Origin of the sequence: Pseudoalteromonas sp. BZB3 (genome assembly GCF_040104455.1) — a bacterium.
In the GTDB taxonomy this organism is placed as follows: Bacteria; Pseudomonadota; Gammaproteobacteria; order Enterobacterales; family Alteromonadaceae; genus Pseudoalteromonas.
The window spans coordinates 16078-32705 of record NZ_JBECOS010000003.1 but is presented as its reverse complement, the minus strand read 5'-3'; the positions used below and the strand labels follow the sequence as shown (position 1 = coordinate 32705).

The 16628-nt window shown below is 41.9% G+C and carries 16 protein-coding genes and 1 riboswitch; of the genes, 11 read left to right on the top strand and 5 right to left on the bottom strand.

The genetic code is table 11. From position 1 onward, the window contains the following. Positions 1-128 precede the first annotated feature (128 nt). Positions 129-297, top strand: a riboswitch (cobalamin riboswitch). 36 nt (positions 298-333) lie between these two features. Further along, the gene (locus ABMY35_RS03525; protein ID WP_349285034.1) at positions 334-2187 is read left to right on the top strand and encodes a TonB-dependent receptor; all 1854 of its coding nucleotides are present in this window, start codon (positions 334-336) and stop codon (positions 2185-2187) included. A 69-nt stretch (positions 2188-2256) separates the two neighbouring features. Here the strand turns inward: ABMY35_RS03525 and ABMY35_RS03520 are convergent, their stop codons facing one another. The 4 genes from ABMY35_RS03520 to gmk form a co-directional block, all read right to left on the bottom strand. Beyond that, complete coding sequence (locus tag ABMY35_RS03520; RefSeq protein ID WP_138478434.1) at positions 2257-2649, bottom strand: RidA family protein; 393 nt, start codon at positions 2647-2649, stop codon at positions 2257-2259. A 7-nt stretch (positions 2650-2656) separates the two neighbouring features. Further along, positions 2657-4777, bottom strand: coding sequence for a bifunctional GTP diphosphokinase/guanosine-3',5'-bis pyrophosphate 3'-pyrophosphohydrolase (gene spoT / locus ABMY35_RS03515; protein ID WP_349285033.1), 2121 nt, complete (start codon positions 4775-4777; stop codon positions 2657-2659). A gap of 421 nt (positions 4778-5198) precedes the next feature. After that, a complete protein-coding gene (rpoZ, locus tag ABMY35_RS03510) occupies positions 5199-5474 on the bottom strand; it encodes a DNA-directed RNA polymerase subunit omega (protein ID WP_058031056.1) in 276 nt (91 codons plus the stop codon). Positions 5475-5576: 102 nt separating this feature from the next. Next, a complete protein-coding gene (gene gmk / locus ABMY35_RS03505) occupies positions 5577-6200 on the bottom strand; it encodes a guanylate kinase (RefSeq protein WP_349285032.1) in 624 nt (207 codons plus the stop codon). 153 nt (positions 6201-6353) lie between these two features. Between gmk and ABMY35_RS03500 the strand changes: the two genes are divergently transcribed. Both ABMY35_RS03500 and ABMY35_RS03495 read left to right on the top strand, forming a co-directional pair. Continuing rightward, positions 6354-8141 carry a bifunctional diguanylate cyclase/phosphodiesterase gene (locus ABMY35_RS03500; RefSeq protein WP_349285031.1) on the top strand — a complete coding sequence of 596 codons (1788 nt, stop codon included), beginning with the start codon at positions 6354-6356 and terminating at the stop codon, positions 8139-8141. Positions 8142-8207: 66 nt separating this feature from the next. After that, a complete protein-coding gene (locus ABMY35_RS03495; RefSeq protein ID WP_349285030.1) occupies positions 8208-9023 on the top strand; it encodes a transporter substrate-binding domain-containing protein in 816 nt (271 codons plus the stop codon). 63 nt (positions 9024-9086) lie between these two features. Here the strand turns inward: ABMY35_RS03495 and suhB are convergent, their stop codons facing one another. Further along, positions 9087-9890, bottom strand: a complete 804-nt coding sequence (gene suhB / locus ABMY35_RS03490; protein ID WP_138478446.1) for an inositol-1-monophosphatase — start codon at positions 9888-9890, stop codon at positions 9087-9089. Positions 9891-10135: 245 nt separating this feature from the next. On the opposite strand from suhB, the gene trmJ reads away from it, so the two are divergent. From trmJ to fdx, 8 genes are all read left to right on the top strand, one after another. After that, entirely contained in the window at positions 10136-10864 is a 729-nt protein-coding gene (gene trmJ / locus ABMY35_RS03485; RefSeq protein ID WP_349285029.1) for a tRNA (cytosine(32)/uridine(32)-2'-O)-methyltransferase TrmJ, read from the top strand. Positions 10865-11046: 182 nt separating this feature from the next. Continuing rightward, on the top strand, positions 11047-11538 hold the full coding sequence (gene iscR, locus ABMY35_RS03480) for a Fe-S cluster assembly transcriptional regulator IscR (RefSeq protein ID WP_058031051.1): 492 nt from the start codon (positions 11047-11049) through the stop codon (positions 11536-11538). 23 nt (positions 11539-11561) lie between these two features. Continuing rightward, positions 11562-12776, top strand: coding sequence for an IscS subfamily cysteine desulfurase (locus ABMY35_RS03475; protein ID WP_349285028.1), 1215 nt, complete (start codon positions 11562-11564; stop codon positions 12774-12776). Positions 12777-12819: 43 nt separating this feature from the next. Beyond that, complete coding sequence (gene iscU / locus ABMY35_RS03470) at positions 12820-13203, top strand: Fe-S cluster assembly scaffold IscU (RefSeq protein WP_058031049.1); 384 nt, start codon at positions 12820-12822, stop codon at positions 13201-13203. A gap of 11 nt (positions 13204-13214) precedes the next feature. Further along, a complete protein-coding gene (gene iscA / locus ABMY35_RS03465; protein WP_058031048.1) occupies positions 13215-13538 on the top strand; it encodes an iron-sulfur cluster assembly protein IscA in 324 nt (107 codons plus the stop codon). Between the two features lie 99 nt (positions 13539-13637). Further along, positions 13638-14162 (top strand): co-chaperone HscB, encoded by a 525-nt coding sequence (gene hscB, locus ABMY35_RS03460; protein ID WP_138628346.1) that lies wholly within the window; start codon positions 13638-13640, stop codon positions 14160-14162. Positions 14163-14203: 41 nt separating this feature from the next. Continuing rightward, entirely contained in the window at positions 14204-16066 is a 1863-nt protein-coding gene (gene hscA / locus ABMY35_RS03455; protein ID WP_349285027.1) for a Fe-S protein assembly chaperone HscA, read from the top strand. Between the two features lie 3 nt (positions 16067-16069). Next, complete coding sequence (gene fdx, locus ABMY35_RS03450) at positions 16070-16408, top strand: ISC system 2Fe-2S type ferredoxin (RefSeq protein WP_058031045.1); 339 nt, start codon at positions 16070-16072, stop codon at positions 16406-16408. Positions 16409-16628: the final 220 nt, after the last annotated feature.

Genomic DNA, 16628 nt, shown 5'->3' with positions numbered 1-16628 from the left:
CTTGCGTTTTTGGTGTGTTGCTTATTTTTAAGCTTTTAGGATATAAAAGCTATTTTAGATTTCTAGACGTCCATTGCCTTTTTTATAATATTTGTGCACAATAGCGCCTCTTTTCAAGGTGCTTGATTTGTGGTGAGTGACACCAAGATACCTAATTGAATGAAATCGAGATAATCGGGAAGTTGGTGAATATACACGGGAAAGTATGTAGTCCAACACTGCCCCCGCAACGGTGATGTCTTAATCTTTCATGATTAATACAAAGTCCGGAGACCGGCCTTGAGCTAATTTACTTTTTGTTACTTGTGCGGTGGGCGCAAGTTTGGAATTATTATGCTTAAAAAATCTTTGCTTGGTGCTGCCGTTGCTGCTGCACTGTCTTTTTCTGTGTCTGCTGAGCAGGCTCAACCTATCGAACGTATCACGGTTACCGCGAATAAATTCTCTCAATCTATTGATAGCGCACTTGCGACAGTGAGTGTTATTGATAGAGCTCAAATTGAGCAATCAAATGTCAGAGATCTTCCGTCTCTATTAAATACATTGTCAGGTGTCGATATTGTTCGTAATGGTGGCTACGGGCAAAAAGTGAGTGTTTTTGTTCGTGGTGCAGCCACCAAACATACACTTGTATTAGTTGATGGTGTGCGTATTAGCGATGCGAACTCTGGCGATGTGTCTTTTACTAACATTCCTGTAAATAGTATTGAGCGTATTGAAGTAGTTAAAGGCGCTCGCGCTGCAATTTATGGCTCTGATGCCATTGCTGGTGTGATCAACATTATTACGCGTGAGGCTCAACAGCATCAAGTAAACGTGACAACGGGTGCGCATAACTATTTTAATCTACAAGGTACGACTAAATTTAGTCGTGATAACTTAGATGTGAGCGTTAACTTCGGTTTTGAGCGCACTGATGGTTATGACGTAATTGCCAAAGATCCAGAAGCTGCAATCGGAAAAGATCATGATCAGGATGGCTACCTAAACCGCAACTTAGGCGTTAATTTAAACTACGATGCTGATCAGTTTGGTGTATTTAACGTCATTGGTCAGTTCAGCAGCGGTCAAGCTGATTATGATAATGCTTGGGGCAACGATGCGTATAACTTCGAAAACTTTACGAGTAAGTTAGGCTGGGAAAAGAAAACAGCAGAATTTACCCACACTGCTGCACTCAGTCTTTCGCAAGAAGAAAATACACAAACGGGCACCGCTACTGAGGATGTTTACAGTACAGAACGAACAGAATTAGAGTATCGCACTTTATATGCTCTTAACGATGAGGTGCAATTAACAGCCGGTGCGAATCTGTTAGATGAAGATTTAAGCGGCTCTAGTGCTTCTTTCTCTGAAACGTCTCGTGATAACCAAGCTGTTTTTGTCGGTGGTTTTTATGATGATGGCAAGTTTTTAGCAAGCTTAGTTACGCGTTCTGATGACTACGATTTTCATGGTCGAGCAAACACCTATAGCAGTGCTTTTGGTATCAAAGCGAACAAGTATGTGAGCGTGCATTTCAACCACGGTACTGCATTTAGAGCGCCTTCTTTAACTAATGCTTTTGTGAAAGACAGCCCTTGGTATCTACCAAACCTAAATATTAAACCAGAAGAAGCAACCAACAATGAGCTAGGTCTGAGTGTCACAACGGATTCTGTTCGTTATGAATTTGCAATTTTTAGCAATCAAATTGATAACCTAATTTCTAATCAATATGATGCTGATACTGGCAAATATATTCCTTACAATGTTGACAGTGCAACCATGAAAGGTGCTGAGCTGAGCTTAACTACTTCGACATATGGTTTCGATCACAACGTAAACTTAACCTTCTTAGATGCTAAAGACGATACGAAAGGCACAGATCTTCCTCGTCGTCCAAGTAAGTCATTTAACTACACAATTTCAAAGTCATGGGAAAAGTTAAACGTTAATGCGAGTATGCAATATCGTTCGGATAGACCATCAATTTCTTTCTACAACACAACTTTACCATCTTATACTGTATTTAATTTAGCAGCTAATTATGCGTTATTTGATGCATTGGAGCTCAATGCTCGAGTTGAGAACTTAACTGATAAGTCTTACTTCACGGCGGGCTCAGGTTTTGCGAAAAGTGGAGAATTACTAGGTTATGTGCCTTTAGGGCGTCAGTTATACGTAGGTGCAACTGTTCAGTTTTAACCTCTAACGGTACTTAAAAAATAAAAAAGCCAGTCAATGACTGGCTTTTTTGATTACAACTTTCATCAATTAGTTTGTTGAAGGCAATTCCATGATGCCGTCAATTTCAATTTGCACACCTTTCGGTAATTCTCTTACACCGATAGCTGCACGTGCAGGGTATGGCGTTGAGAAGTGTTGGCTCATGATCTCATTGACTGTTGCGAAGTTGCTTAAATCAGTCAGGAAGATATTTACCTTAACCATATCTTGTAAGCGACCGCCTGCTGCTTCACACACTGCAGTTAGGTTTTTAAACACCTGTTGCGTTTGCTCTGCAAAGTCTTCAGAGATCACTTCCATCGTTTCAGGCACTAATGGGATCTGGCCAGACAAGTATACAGCAGTGCCTACTTTAACCGCCTGACTGTATGTGCCGATCGCTGCAGGTGCATTGTCTGTTGAAATAATTGCTTTGTTCATAATAATCCTACTTTTTACGGTATACACGTTGAACGTCAGGCATCACCCTGATCTTACGCATCACATCCGCGACGTGAACACGGTCTTTAACCGTGATACCTAAATCAATGATATATAAGTTACTTTCTTTTTCGTCAGTGGCAATTTCGACGATATTTGCGTTGGTACTTGCCACTACACTGGTTAATTTTGCAAGCGTACCTTGGTGGTTGATGATTTCAACTCTAAGACCTGCAATATATTCTTTTTCTGGGTTGTCATCCCATTTTACGACGAAATATTTCGAACGCTCGCTTTCCCAACCTTTAATGTTTTTACACTCTTGGCGGTGAACGTTTAGGCCCTTACCTTGGCTCACATAAGCAGTGATGGCATCACCTGGCACTGGACGACAGCATTTCATGTAGTTAACTAGCATGCCTTCAGTACCAATGATCGCTGCTTTTGCCTTTTTAGCTAAGTGTTCAATACTGCCATCATCTTCGTCAAGGTCATCATTTTGCAATAAGCGCTTAGCAATCAGTACACTCATGATGTTGCCACAGCCAATCTCAACCAGTAGTTCGAGAATGGTTGAAAGTTTGTGTTCTGCTAGTACACGGTCAATTTGTTCTTGCGAAATATCACTTAATTGATATTCGCCAAGGGCAGAATCGAGTAAACGACGGCCTAGTTCGAGCGCTTCTTCTTCGCGTTGGCTCTTCAGATAGTTGCGAACACCTAAGCGCGCTTTACCTGTAACAATGAAGTTTAACCAAGTAGCGTTAGGGTGAGCACCAGAGCTGGTAATCACTTCTACGGTTTGACCGGTATCGAGTGCTTTACTGAGCGGATAAGGTTTACGATTTACTCGTGCACCTACACAAGTGTTACCGACATCAGTGTGTACCGCATAAGCGAAGTCGACGGCAGTTGCACCCATAGGGAGCTCTACAATGCGACCATCTGGTGTAAAGACATAGATTTCTTCTGGGAATAGTTCAGTTTTAACGTTTTCAACGAACTCAAACGATGAACCAGCACTTTGTTGTAATTCAAGTAGGCTCTGCATCCACTGACGAGCGCGTTGCTGTGCCGTATGGCCAGCACTGTCACCGGCCTTTTTATACATCCAATGCGCAGCAACCCCTTTGTCAGCCATTTGATCCATATCGTTGGTACGAATTTGGATCTCGACAGGAATACCATGTGGGCCAACAAGTGAAGTATGTAGTGACTGGTAACCGTTGGTTTTTGGTACGGCAATATAATCTTTGAAACGTGTTTCGATTGGCTTATATAAGTTATGAGCCACACCGAGTACACGATAACAAGTATCTAGGTTATCAACAGCAATACGGAAAGCATAAATGTCCATGACTTCGTTGAACATCAATTCTTTGTTGAGCATTTTTTTGTAAATGCTGTATAGGTGCTTTTCACGGCCGCTGACATTCGCTTCAATACCAGCTTCTTCAAGACGAGATTTGATTTCGTTTTGAATATTGCTGATCACTTCTTTACGGTTACCGCGAGCTTTTGCGACTTCTGATTTTAGAGCGCGATGACGCATTGGGTAAAGCGCTTGAAAACCTAGGTCTTCTAATTCATTTTTAATGTCATGAATACCAAGACGATTTGCAATAGGCGCAAAGATTTCTAGCGTTTCACGGGCAATACGACGACGCTTATCAGGGCGAAGTGCGCCAAGTGTACGCATGTTGTGGGTTCTGTCGGCAAGCTTAATCAAAATAACGCGGATATCTTGCGTCATCGCCATGATCATTTTGCGATAGTTTTCAGCTTGGAATTCTTTTTTATCTTTAAAGCTGAGTTTATCTAACTTACTTACACCCTCAACAAGCTCCGCGACTGTATTACCAAAAATCTCTGCAAGATCTTGCTTGCTGAAGTCGGTGTCTTCAATCACGTCATGCATGAGTGCCGCCATGAGGGTTTCATGGTCTAAACGCATGCTGGCGAGAATTTGAGTCACTTCAACTGGGTGAGTGATATACGGCTCGCCACTAGAGCGAGTTTGCCCTTCATGGGCTTCACGCGCCACCACGTAGGCTTTTTGAACCAGTTCTACGTCAGCGGGGGAAAGGTATTCTGAGATCTTTTGCTTCAGGCCTTCAAAAAGATACATTCACACTCCAATGTTCCAGTGAAGTAATATTATGCTATGAATATACGATGAATTATCAGAGAAACCAATGGCTAGCTGTGACTTTTATGTCTACGGAAGGTAATTAACCTGAACTATGGGTAATAAATCTATCTCCAGAGGCTACTTTCAACGCTAACAGCGTTGAATTCACTTGCAATAGGCCCGCTATTGACGCGCAAATTCGCCTTGCCTACATGGATGTAGGTACCTTGGCGATAGCAGGACGCGTGAGCGGCGTTATCCTTAAAAGTCTCCGTCTGCAGATTAAAGGTATTTATCAATTCAATATTAAAGCTTTAGTAAATCTCTTAACCAAAGTTCAGGCTAATATTTTGTTATTGACCACTAGAAACAACAAAGCCAGCGTTAAAGCTGGCTTCGAGTATGAAGTGCAGGGGGTTTAGCTGTTACCGCCAACAATTGCAGCAACCGCAGCAAGCTCTGCAGCTTCTTGGTTTTGTTGCTCTTCACGATCGATCATATCAAGAGACGAGTTGTTCACAAGTCCTTGTTCGATCTCACGTAGAGCGATTACAGTTGGCTTATCGTTTTCAGCATCAACCATAGGATCTTTACCACCTACAGAGATCTGACGAGCGCGACGCGCCGCTACTAGGATTAAGTCAAAACGGTTACCAATTTTATCTACTGCATCTTCTACAGTTACGCGAGCCATCGAAGCACTCCAAAGTTATTCATGTCGAATTGGTAAGTTTACTTGATGCAAACCAATTCTCCAATAGGTGGTTAAAAATTTATCTTGTTAAAATGAGAGAGATTAAGCCAATAACTCAGCGATTAAACTTTGATGACGGTGTTTTTGTGCATCCAGTTCAAGGCGAGCAGCCATAACAATATGCTCAAGTTGCATTAGAGCTGTATCAAAATCATCATTTATCAATACATAATCGAACTCATCATAGTGCGAGCTTTCAGATTTTGCTTCCGCCATGCGGCCAGCAATCACTTCTTGAGAATCTTGTCCACGGTTATTTAAGCGATTTTCAAGCTCGGCTTGCGACGGCGGTAAAATAAAGATCGTTTTTACTGATGGCATTAATTCACGAACTTGACGCGCACCTTGCCAATCAATATCTAAAAACACATCAATGCCTTGCTCAAGTTGAGATTCTATCGCTGCTTTTGAAGTGCCATAGTAGTTTTCGAAAACTTGCGCCCATTCAAAAAAGTCACCCTGATCAATCAAGGCTTTGAATTCATCTACACTGACAAAGTGGTAGTGTTCACCATTGTTTTCACCTGGGCGAGGGCCGCGAGTAGTGTGAGAAACTGACACTTTAATATCAGCATGTTTTTCTAACAGTGCTTTGATCAGGCTTGATTTGCCAGCACCAGAAGGCGCTGAAAGAATAAATAAATTACCGCGAGTTTGTGATGTCATAATTAAATCTGTGGCTTGAAACGTGATTTGGTTTCTAAAAGCATATATTAAACCCTGAAAGTTTAATTGGCTAGAACAGATTTCGAGCGCAATAAAATTGTCATACAGTGGTTGTAAACTGATCAGATACTGTTTCTGTTTTGGTGATCTGCAGTGGAGAATGGTCGCATAGAGGCGTTTAAAATTGACGCGCAGGGTTTACAAACAATTTTAGACGAACACTTGGTTGAGCCTTTATTTCAGCCAATTTGTGATGTTGCGCGACAAACTATTTTGGGCTTTGAAGCATTGAGTCGTGGCCCTAAAGGATCTGAATTAGAATCACCAAATGCCTTATTTGCAGCAGCACAGCGTTTTAATAAGCTCTCTGAATTAGAACTGTTATGCCGTGAAAAAGCGATTGAGCGTTTTGCTGAATTGAACCTATCAGGCAAGTTATTTCTAAATGTTAGTCCGAATACCTTGCTAGACCCAAACCACCCTAGAGGTGAAACTTTGCAACTTATTCAGCAATATGGGTTACAAGCCAACCAAGTTGTAATTGAAGTGACAGAGCAAGATAAAGTAGATGATGGCTTCTTATTGCTTAAAACTATCGGCCATTATCGAAAATTAGGCTTTAATATTGCCATTGATGATTTAGGGGCGGGTTATTCAGGGTTAAAACAGTGGTCAGAGTTACAGCCTGATTTTGTAAAGATCGATCGCTACTTTATTGATCATTGCGATCAAAGCTTGGTTAAGCGAGAGTTTTTAAAGTCAATTATTGAACTTGCCAAAGCAACGCGTACAGCTGTCATAGCTGAGGGTATTGAACGCGCTGAAGAATTAGCTTTAATAACGCAGTTGGGAATTACCAATGCGCAAGGTTTTTTAATAGCACGACCCGCACATGTTCCATTGAATGCCTATCCAAATACCCTAAAAGAGTCGAGCCAAGCACAAGGAAATGTGATGCATCGAGGTTTAGTTAAAGCAATTGGCGAATTAACGCATGTCACCCCAGCGGTATTAAATGGTGTATTGTGCCAAGACGTACATCGTGTGTTTGAAAAAGATAAGCAGTTGATGAGTCTCGCTGTCGTTGATGAGCAGCAAATACCTATGGGCTTGCTTCACCGTGATCAATTAACAGAAGTTTTTGCAGCACCTTATGGTCATGCTTTATATGCTAAAAAGCCTTTGGCTTCTCTCATGGACAAACAGCCCTTAATTGTTGATGAGCAAACTCAACTAGATGAAGTGAGTCAGTTAATTACGGAGCAAGACTTTGATATTCGTCGCCACATTGTGGTAACGCAAGGTGGGAAGTATTTAGGTTTGGTACCACTTAGAGCGATTTTAAAACACATTACCGAAGAAAAAATTCGTAATGCACAGCATGCAAACCCTCTCACTATGTTGCCTGGTAATGTCGCAATTAACGAAGCCATAGAACAGCGACTGTTAAATAAACAAGACTTCACCTTGGCATATATCGATTTAAATCACTTCAAGCAGTTTAATGACTTGTATGGTTATGCCAGTGGCGATGGAGTGATAAAGCTCCTGGCTGATGTGATAAGTGAATGTTGTGCAGGCTTTTCTGGGTTTGTTGGACATATTGGTGGTGATGATTTCATGGTGGTGTTTGATGGCGATGATGCCGAACCACTTTGCAGAGAAATCATTAATGAGTTTGAGTTGAAGTCTAAAAGCTATTTTACCGCTGAGCATGCCAAAGCTGGGGGTTATTGGGCTACAAACCGAGAAGGGCAGCAGCAATTTGTGCCTTTGCTTACACTGTCAATTGGTCTGGTGTCACCGCATGTTGATAGCTGTCATAACAGTCATCAGGTAGCGGCGCTTGCAACTGATGCCAAGAAGGAAGCCAAACGTTATCGCAACAGCTATTTATTCGTGGCAAATAAGCGTCGACCAACAGTGGCGATTGTTTCTTAATCAGAAATACTTGAGTCATGGCTCTATTTTGGGTAGCTTAGAATAAAATGAGTGGAGGCCCATTATATGCAGAGACTCATCAACTTTTTTATTATTATAAGTGTTTGTTCTGCTTTTCAGCTTCAAGCTGTGGAAGCTGAGACGATAAAAGTCGCGAAAGAGCCAAGAAAGCTTTATGAGCGAGATCATTACCTTTATGAGTTGCTCGATAAAGCGTTAAAAGCTGCAGACGCCACTTACGACTACAAGCATGTCACTGTTCACCCTCATCAACAGCGTACTTTGATGGCACTCTCGTCAGGAAAAGTTGACTTGCATTGGAGTATGACCAGCCCTGATCGTGAGCAAATCGCAATAGCCATTCCTGTGCCTTTATTTAAAGGGTACATAGGTAAGCGGGCGATCATGGTGAAAAAAGAACGTCTTGCGCAGTTCGCGGAACTTAACAGTATTGAACAATTAAAAGCATTTACCGCAGTACAGGGGCATGACTGGCCAGATACTAAAATATTGGCCTTTCACAACCTGCCGATAAAACCACTCTCTAATTATCAAGCTATGTTTAAATTATTAGCTGCCGGTAGAGTGGACTACTTTCCTCGTTCTTTCATTGAAGTGAACTCTGAACTTGAAGAAAGCCCGGATAAATTTGTGTTATTGCCGAATGTATATTTGGAATATCCCACAGCATTTTATTTCTTCGTAAATAAAGCAAAGCCACAATTGGCAGATGACCTAAAGCGTGGATTGAATAAGTTAAAAAATAGCGGTGAATTTGATGCGTTATTTTCGCGTTATTTTGAAAAAGATCTAGCGCGGTTATCTATGTATCAGCCTGATAAGGCTATCAGGTTGAAGAACCCGTATTTTAATGCCGAATAAATTACTTTCGACAAAACAAAAAAGGAGCCGGTGGCTCCTTTTTTAAACCCAATACACTCGTAATTACTTTAGTAATGACTCAGTTAATGTTGGGCGAATTTCTTTTACGATCTGTTGGCAAAGCTTAGGTGAACCACACACGATGTTACCGCTCTTCGTGTAGTTAGTACCGCCTGCAAAATCAGTGATCATGCCGCCAGCTTCTTTGATAAGTAACTCACCAGCAGCTGTGTCCCAAGGCTTAAGACCGATTTCGAAGAAACCATCAATACGACCAGCTGCAACATAAGCCATATCTAGTGCTGCAGAGCCTGCACGACGAATATCAGCTGTGTGAACAAATAGCGCTTTAAATGCATCAGTATATGCATCAATGTGGTGCTTTTGCTTAAATGGGAAACCAGTCGCTAGCACAGTACCTGCGATTTCGTTGTTTTTAGCAACACGAAGACGCGTGCTGTTTAGCTGTGCGCCTTGACCACGAGAAGCAGTGAATAGCTCACTACGTACAGGATCATAGATAACTGCTTGGTCTAAACGACCTTTTACTTTAAGTGCGATTGAGATGGCATAATGAGGAATGCCTTTGATGAAGTTTGTTGTGCCATCTAATGGATCGATGATCCACTGGTAGTCAGCATCTTTACCCTCGGTAACACCTAGCTCTTCACCCACGATTGAGTGCTCTGGGTACGCTTTTAAAATCGTTTCACGGATGATAGCTTCCGCTTCTTTATCTACGTTAGTAACAATATCGTTGCTGCCTTTTTGTTGGGCTTCAACACGTGATAAATCTTCACTTGCACGTAAGATCACTTTAGCTGCATTACGCGCAGCGCGTACCGCAATGTTTAACATTGGATGCATAGCATTACCTTTGGGTTGTAAAAGAACAGTATAAATTCGTTGCCTACTGACAATGCAGTAAACACAGGACGGCGTATTCTAGCGATTTTTGCCTTAAAGTAAACCCAAAAAACAAAATAAAATTGTTGTTTTTTTGACCGCGTTGAAATTGCTATTAAAAAATATAAACGAAGATTTTTGAGTGGCAGAAAAAGGCTGTGGTAAACTTAGCCAATTATCAATTTTCGTCGTAAAGGCTTAGTGAAATGGCATTAGAAGATATTCGTATTGTGTTAGTTAACACCTCTCATTCTGGCAATATTGGTTCAGTTGCACGAGCAATGAAAACCATGGGGTTATCAAAACTATATTTAGTTGACCCGGCTTGTGAGGTGGATAGCCACGCCAGTGCCCTTGCAGCTGGTGCAACTGACGTATTAGGTAATAGCGTGACGGTGAGCAAGTTAGAAGAAGCCATTGCTGACTGTTCACTAACAATTGGTACAAGTGCGCGTTCACGTACCTTATCTTGGCCAATGGTAGAGCCAAGAGAGTGTGCTCAAAAATTGGTTGATGGATCTGAAAGCGGCCCTGTAGCTTTAGTTTTCGGTCGTGAAAACAGTGGCTTGACTAATGAAGAACTGCAACTTTGTAACTACCACGTATGTATTCCTGCAAATCCTGAATATAGTTCATTAAACCTTGCGATGGCTGTCCAAACCCTTACCTACGAAACGCGTATGGCGTTTTTAGATAAGCAAGACAAGCTAGTAGAAGAAGACGACACAGTTTACCCAAGCTCGCAGCAAATGGAGCTTTTCTACGAGCACTTAGAAAGCACATTGAAAGAAACCGGCTTCATCATCAAGCAGCATCCAGGCATGGTAATGACCAAGCTTAAGCGTTTGTTTAATCGCGCCCGCCCAGAAGATCAAGAGCTCAATATTTTACGCGGTATTTTGACTTCAATTAACAAGTCGACAGGCAATAAATAACCCCTGATTATTTTTTGTTTAATACTTGACTAATTTAGTCGGGTAATTACAATGAGCAGTACTTGAGTAAATTACTCAGGTATTGCACTTGTTACTTTAGTGGTAAGTGTAGTGAGTAATACTTGACTATCCTAGTCAGGTAATTAAAATTCACCACCTGATAAAACGCTGAGGGGGCAATAATGAAACTAACATCTAAAGGCAGATACGCAGTCACAGCGATGCTCGATGTTGCTTTGCACGCCGATGTTGGCCCTGTTCCTTTAGCTGATATTTCTGAAAGACAAGAAATATCATTATCTTACCTAGAACAATTATTTGCTCGTTTACGTAAACATGGCTTAGTGAGCTCTGTGCGTGGACCGGGCGGCGGCTATTTACTTGGCCGAGATTCGCAAACTATCTCTGTAGGTGATGTGATTAATGCAGTCGACGAGTCAGTTGATGCAACCCGTTGTCACGGTGAAGGCGGCGGTTGTCAAAACGGCATGCGTTGTTTAACTCACACACTATGGTCTGATCTAAGTGAGCGTATTGCTGAGTTTTTAAATAATATTTCCCTAGCTGAGTTAGTCGCCAAATCTGATGTGCAGTCAGTTGCTTCTCGTCAAGATAGCGCTGTTAAAACTGCCATAAAGCAACTAGATAACATTCAAGTGAGCTGTCAACTTTAAGTTGGCGTCAAGCGGAGAAACCAATGAAATTACCGATATACCTAGATTATGCAGCAACCACCCCGGTTGATCAGCGCGTTGCAGATGAAATGATGCAATGTCTGACTATGGATGGCAATTTTGGTAACCCAGCATCACGTTCACACCGTTTTGGTTGGCAGGCCGAAGAGCTAGTGGACCAAGCGCGTAACGATATCGCTGATTTAATTAATGCAGATCCGCGTGAAATTGTTTTCACTTCAGGCGCGACAGAATCAAATAACCTAGCAATCAAAGGCGCAGCTAACTTCAACAAGAAGAAAGGCAAGCACATCATCACGGTTAAAACTGAGCACAAAGCCGTTTTAGATACATTCCGTGAGCTAGAGCGTCAAGGTTTTGAAGCAACTTACTTAGAAGTTGAAGAAAACGGTTTACTTGACCTTAAAAAATTAGAAGCAGCAATGCGTGATGACACAGTACTTGTGAGCGTGATGCACGTGAACAATGAGCTAGGTGTTATTCAAGATATTACGACCATCGGTGAGATGTGTCGTGAGCGCAAGATCATGTTCCACGTAGATGCAGCACAAAGCGCAGGTAAAGTAAAAATCGACTTACAAGAACTAAAAGTTGATTTCATGTCTTTCTCTGCGCATAAAATCTATGGTCCTAAAGGCATTGGTGCACTTTATGTTCGTCGTAAGCCACGTGCTCGTCTTGAAGCACAAATGCACGGTGGTGGTCATGAACGTGGTATGCGCTCTGGTACTTTAGCGACTCACCAAATTGTTGGTATGGGTACTGCTTTCCGCATTGCTAAGCAAGATTTCGAAAAAGACCATGCGCACATCAGCACGCTTCGTAAGCGTTTAATTGATGGCTTGATGAGCATGGATGAAGTGTATTTCAACGGTGCGATTGAGCAATCAGTACCAGGCATTTCAAACATCAGCTTCAACTTTGTTGAAGGTGAGTCATTACTAATGGCTGTAAAAGACATCGCGGTTTCTTCTGGTTCTGCATGTACTTCAGCAAGTCTTGAGCCTTCGTATGTATTACGTGCGCTAGGTCGTAATGACGAGCTAGCACATAGCTCAATTCGTTTCAGCATCGGTCGATTCACGACTGAAGAAGAGATTGATTACACTGTTGAGTTACTTAAAAACTCAATTGGCCGTCTTCGTGAAATGTCTCCACTTTGGGAGATGCACCAAGAAGGTATTGATTTAGATAGCGTTGAGTGGACTCACCACTAATTTAACGTGTAGCAAGTTTATAGCGGGTAGCGAGGAAAGAATTATGGCGTACAGTGATAAAGTAATTGATCACGTAGAGAACCCAAGAAACGTAGGTGCTCTAGATAAAAACGATCCAAGCGTTGCAACAGGCATGGTGGGTGCACCTGCATGTGGTGACGTGATGAAGCTGCAGATCAAAGTGTCTGAAGAAGGCGTTATTGAAGATGCTAAGTTCAAAACTTATGGTTGTGGTAGTGCTATTGCATCATCTTCACTGGTAACAGAGTGGGTGAAAGGTAAAACACTAGATGAAGCTTCTGAAATCAAAAACACAGATATTTCTGCTGAGCTAGAATTACCACCGGTAAAAATTCACTGCTCAATTCTAGCTGAAGATGCGATTCAAGCTGCAATTGCAGATTACAAAAGCAAACAAGCTAAATAAGAGAGAGCGGCATGGCAGTAACATTAACTGACGCGGCAGCTAATCGCGTTCAGACATTCTTAGCTAATCGTGGCAAAGGCATCGGTCTTCGTTTAGGTATTAAAACGACTGGCTGTTCAGGCTTAGCTTACGTATTAGAGTTCGTAGACGAGTTAGACGAAGGTGATGAAGTGTATGAGCATAATGGTGTTAAAGTCATCATTGATGCGAAAAGCATGGTTTACCTTGACGGTACAGAGCTTGATTATACGAAAGAAGGTCTAAACGAAGGGTTTAAGTTTACCAACCCGAATCAAAAAGACGAATGTGGCTGCGGCGAAAGTTTTACAGTGTAACTGACCTTGCTGTTGTTAACAAAGCCCTGCCTTGGTAGGGCTTTGTTGTATAATATCATTTAGCATAATAATTTTAGCGCTTTTGAATGAGTTAACCTAATGCATTACTTTGAATTGTTTGATATTCCCGTTTCATACGATGTTGATCTAAATGCCATTAATACCCGCTATTTAGAATTACAACGCATTGTTCACCCAGACCGATATGCTGGAAAAAGTGAACGTGAAAAACTGTTGGCTGTGCAAAAAGCTGCAGAGATCAACGATGCATTAGCAGTGTTAAAACACCCAGTGAAACGCGCTGAGTATATGTTGAGCGAAAAAGGCAAAGACATTCGCGCTGAGCAGCAGACTTTACAAGATCCGATGTTTTTAATGCAGCAAATGGAACTGCGAGAAGCGCTAGAAGATCTTCCGCAGAGTAACGATCCTGAAGCAGCTATCGAAGATTTTGAACAAGAAATTAAGCTACTTGATAAACAATATTCAGCACAGCTCTCATCACAATTAAGCAGTGATGACGATGCACAGTTAGACGCTGCAGCTGATAACATTCGAAAACTAAAATTTGTATACAAATTGCGTGATGAATTAGCACGCATAGAAGACAGTTTATTCGACTAAACCAAATTGGTTTACAAACGAACCTAAAAACGTAGAGCACTATGGCACTATTGCAAATTGCTGAGCCGGGGCAGAGCGCGGCACCTCATGAACATAAGCTAGCTATTGGCATTGACCTTGGTACCACAAACTCTTTGGTTGCGACGGTACAAAGTGGCGAAGCCAAAACCCTGACTGATTTTGATGGCTCAGCGATGTTGCCATCAGTAGTTCGCTACGAAGCAGATAAGATCACGGTAGGTCAAGCTGCCGCTGCGGCATCAGCAGAAGACCCGACTAATACGTTAATTTCAGTAAAGCGCTTCTTAGGAAAGTCTCAAGCTGAGATTGAACAAAGTTATGGGCAACTGCCTTATGAGTTCGTGGAAAATAATGGCAGCTTAGCCATTAATACTGTAGTGGGTGCAATCAATCCAGTACAAGCATCAGCAGAGATTTTAAAATCACTTAAAGATCGTGCAACAGCCAGCTTTGCAGGTGAAGACATTAAAGGTGCAGTGATCACTGTACCAGCATACTTTGATGATGCACAGCGTCAAAGCACCAAAGATGCTGCAGAACTTGCCGGTCTAAATGTTCTGCGTTTATTGAATGAACCAACAGCTGCTGCCGTTGCTTATGGCCTAGATTCAGGTCAAGAAGGCGTGATCGCCGTTTACGATTTAGGTGGCGGTACATTTGATATCTCTATCTTACGTTTAAATCAAGGTGTATTCGAAGTATTAGCAACGGGCGGTGACTCAAGCCTTGGCGGTGACGATTTTGACTCTGCACTTGTCGCACATTTTAAAGAACAAACGCAAATTAATGACTTAAATAATTCAGAGCTGCGTTTATTCATCAATAAAGCTAAAGCCTGTAAAGAAGCGCTATCAAGCTACGAAACCGTTAATGTTGGTTTAGAGCTACGTGGTACAGCTCACACTGTGACAGTAACACGCACTCAGTTTGCTGAAATGGTGATGCCGTTAGTGAAAAAGACATTACGTGCTTGTCGCCGTGCTGTAAAAGATGCTGATGTATCGCATGAAGAAATCTTGCAAGTTGTTATGGTTGGTGGTTCAACCCGTATGCCAGTTATCCGCGAGCAAGTTGAAGTTTTCTTTGATAAAAAGCCACTGACTTCTATTGACCCAGATCGCGTGGTTGCAATCGGTGCTGCGATCCAGGCAGATATTTTAGTCGGTAACAAGCCAGATTCAGACATGTTATTGTTAGATGTATTGCCACTATCTCTAGGTCTAGAAACCATGGGCGGATTGGTTGAGAAAATCATCCCGCGTAACACCACGATTCCAGTAGCACGTGCGCAAGAGTTTACCACGTTCAAAGATGGTCAAACGGCCATGTCATTACATGTATTGCAAGGCGAGCGTGAGCTGGTAGATGATTGTCGTTCACTTGCTAAATTTAGCTTAAAAGGTATTCCAGCAATGGCAGCTGGTGCAGCGCATATTCGCGTCACCTTTAAAGTAGATGCAGATGGTCTGTTGAGCGTTTCTGCAATGGAGAAATCAACGGGCGTGCAAGCAGAGATCCAAGTTAAGCCGTCATTTGGTTTGTCTGACGATCAAGTTGCACAAATGCTTAAAGATTCAATGAGCAATGCCAAAGAAGATATGCAAGCGCGTATGTTGAAAGAGCAACAAGTTGAAGCGCTTCGCGTATTAGAAGCATTAGAGGCTTCTCTATCAACAGACAGTCAACTATTAAATAATGACGAATTAGCTGCACTTCGTAGTGAAATGCAAAAGCTGGCTGATTTACGTGAAACAGCGACATCACCAGATGAAATTAAAACAGCTATTGAAGCTGTAGATGCGGCAAGTAGTGAATTTGCTTCGCGCCGTATGGATATGTCAATTAAACAAGCCCTTACTGGGCAGTCTGTAGACGAGGTATAAGTAATGCCACAGATTATTTTCTTACCCCATGAAGAGCTTTGCCCAGAAGGCGCGGCAATTGAAGCAAAAACAGGTCAAACTGTACTGGATGTCGCTTTAAAAAATGGTATTTCAATTCCTCATGCCTGTGAGAAATCATGCGCGTGTACAACCTGTCACGTGGTGATCCGTGAAGGTTTTGACTCGTTAGAAGAAAGTGACGAGTTAGAAGATGATATGCTAGATAAAGCATGGGGTTTAGAGCCAGAATCTCGTCTAGGTTGTCAGGCAATTATTAACGATGAAGATTTAGTTGTAGAAATTCCAAAATACAACCTGAACATTGTGAATGAAGATCACTAATACCAATCCTCCTAATTAAGCGATCTATTTTGAGGCAAGTAAAACTGTTCGTTAGCAAGGCAAAAATTTTGCTATTTAGTTGTTCTAAATAAGAAATTTTTAACGAAGATAGCGTCATTTTTAGTCCCTCAAAATGATTGAGTATTATTGAGGGTTGGTATAATAGATTTTGAAGATAAAAAACCCGTAGTATTTACTACGGGTTTTTTGTTTAAGGAGA

Bases quoted from the DNA above. Each gene is read 5' to 3' on its own strand.
- trmJ (WP_349285029.1), top strand. From the start codon at position 10,136: ATGGCATTAGAAGATATTCGTATTGTGTTAGTTAACACCTCTCATTCT.
- ABMY35_RS03525 (WP_349285034.1), top strand. From the start codon at position 334: ATGCTTAAAAAATCTTTGCTTGGTGCTGCCGTTGCTGCTGCACTGTCT.
- iscU (WP_058031049.1), top strand. From the start codon at position 12,820: ATGGCGTACAGTGATAAAGTAATTGATCACGTAGAGAACCCAAGAAAC.
- rpoZ (WP_058031056.1), bottom strand. From the start codon at position 5,474: ATGGCTCGCGTAACTGTAGAAGATGCAGTAGATAAAATTGGTAACCGT.
- iscR (WP_058031051.1), top strand. From the start codon at position 11,047: ATGAAACTAACATCTAAAGGCAGATACGCAGTCACAGCGATGCTCGAT.
- fdx (WP_058031045.1), top strand. From the start codon at position 16,070: ATGCCACAGATTATTTTCTTACCCCATGAAGAGCTTTGCCCAGAAGGC.
- suhB (WP_138478446.1), bottom strand. From the start codon at position 9,890: ATGCATCCAATGTTAAACATTGCGGTACGCGCTGCGCGTAATGCAGCT.
- gmk (WP_349285032.1), bottom strand. From the start codon at position 6,200: ATGACATCACAAACTCGCGGTAATTTATTTATTCTTTCAGCGCCTTCT.
- ABMY35_RS03495 (WP_349285030.1), top strand. From the start codon at position 8,208: ATGCAGAGACTCATCAACTTTTTTATTATTATAAGTGTTTGTTCTGCT.
- iscA (WP_058031048.1), top strand. From the start codon at position 13,215: ATGGCAGTAACATTAACTGACGCGGCAGCTAATCGCGTTCAGACATTC.
- hscB (WP_138628346.1), top strand. From the start codon at position 13,638: ATGCATTACTTTGAATTGTTTGATATTCCCGTTTCATACGATGTTGAT.
- hscA (WP_349285027.1), top strand. From the start codon at position 14,204: ATGGCACTATTGCAAATTGCTGAGCCGGGGCAGAGCGCGGCACCTCAT.
- ABMY35_RS03475 (WP_349285028.1), top strand. From the start codon at position 11,562: ATGAAATTACCGATATACCTAGATTATGCAGCAACCACCCCGGTTGAT.
- ABMY35_RS03520 (WP_138478434.1), bottom strand. From the start codon at position 2,649: ATGAACAAAGCAATTATTTCAACAGACAATGCACCTGCAGCGATCGGC.
- spoT (WP_349285033.1), bottom strand. From the start codon at position 4,777: ATGTATCTTTTTGAAGGCCTGAAGCAAAAGATCTCAGAATACCTTTCC.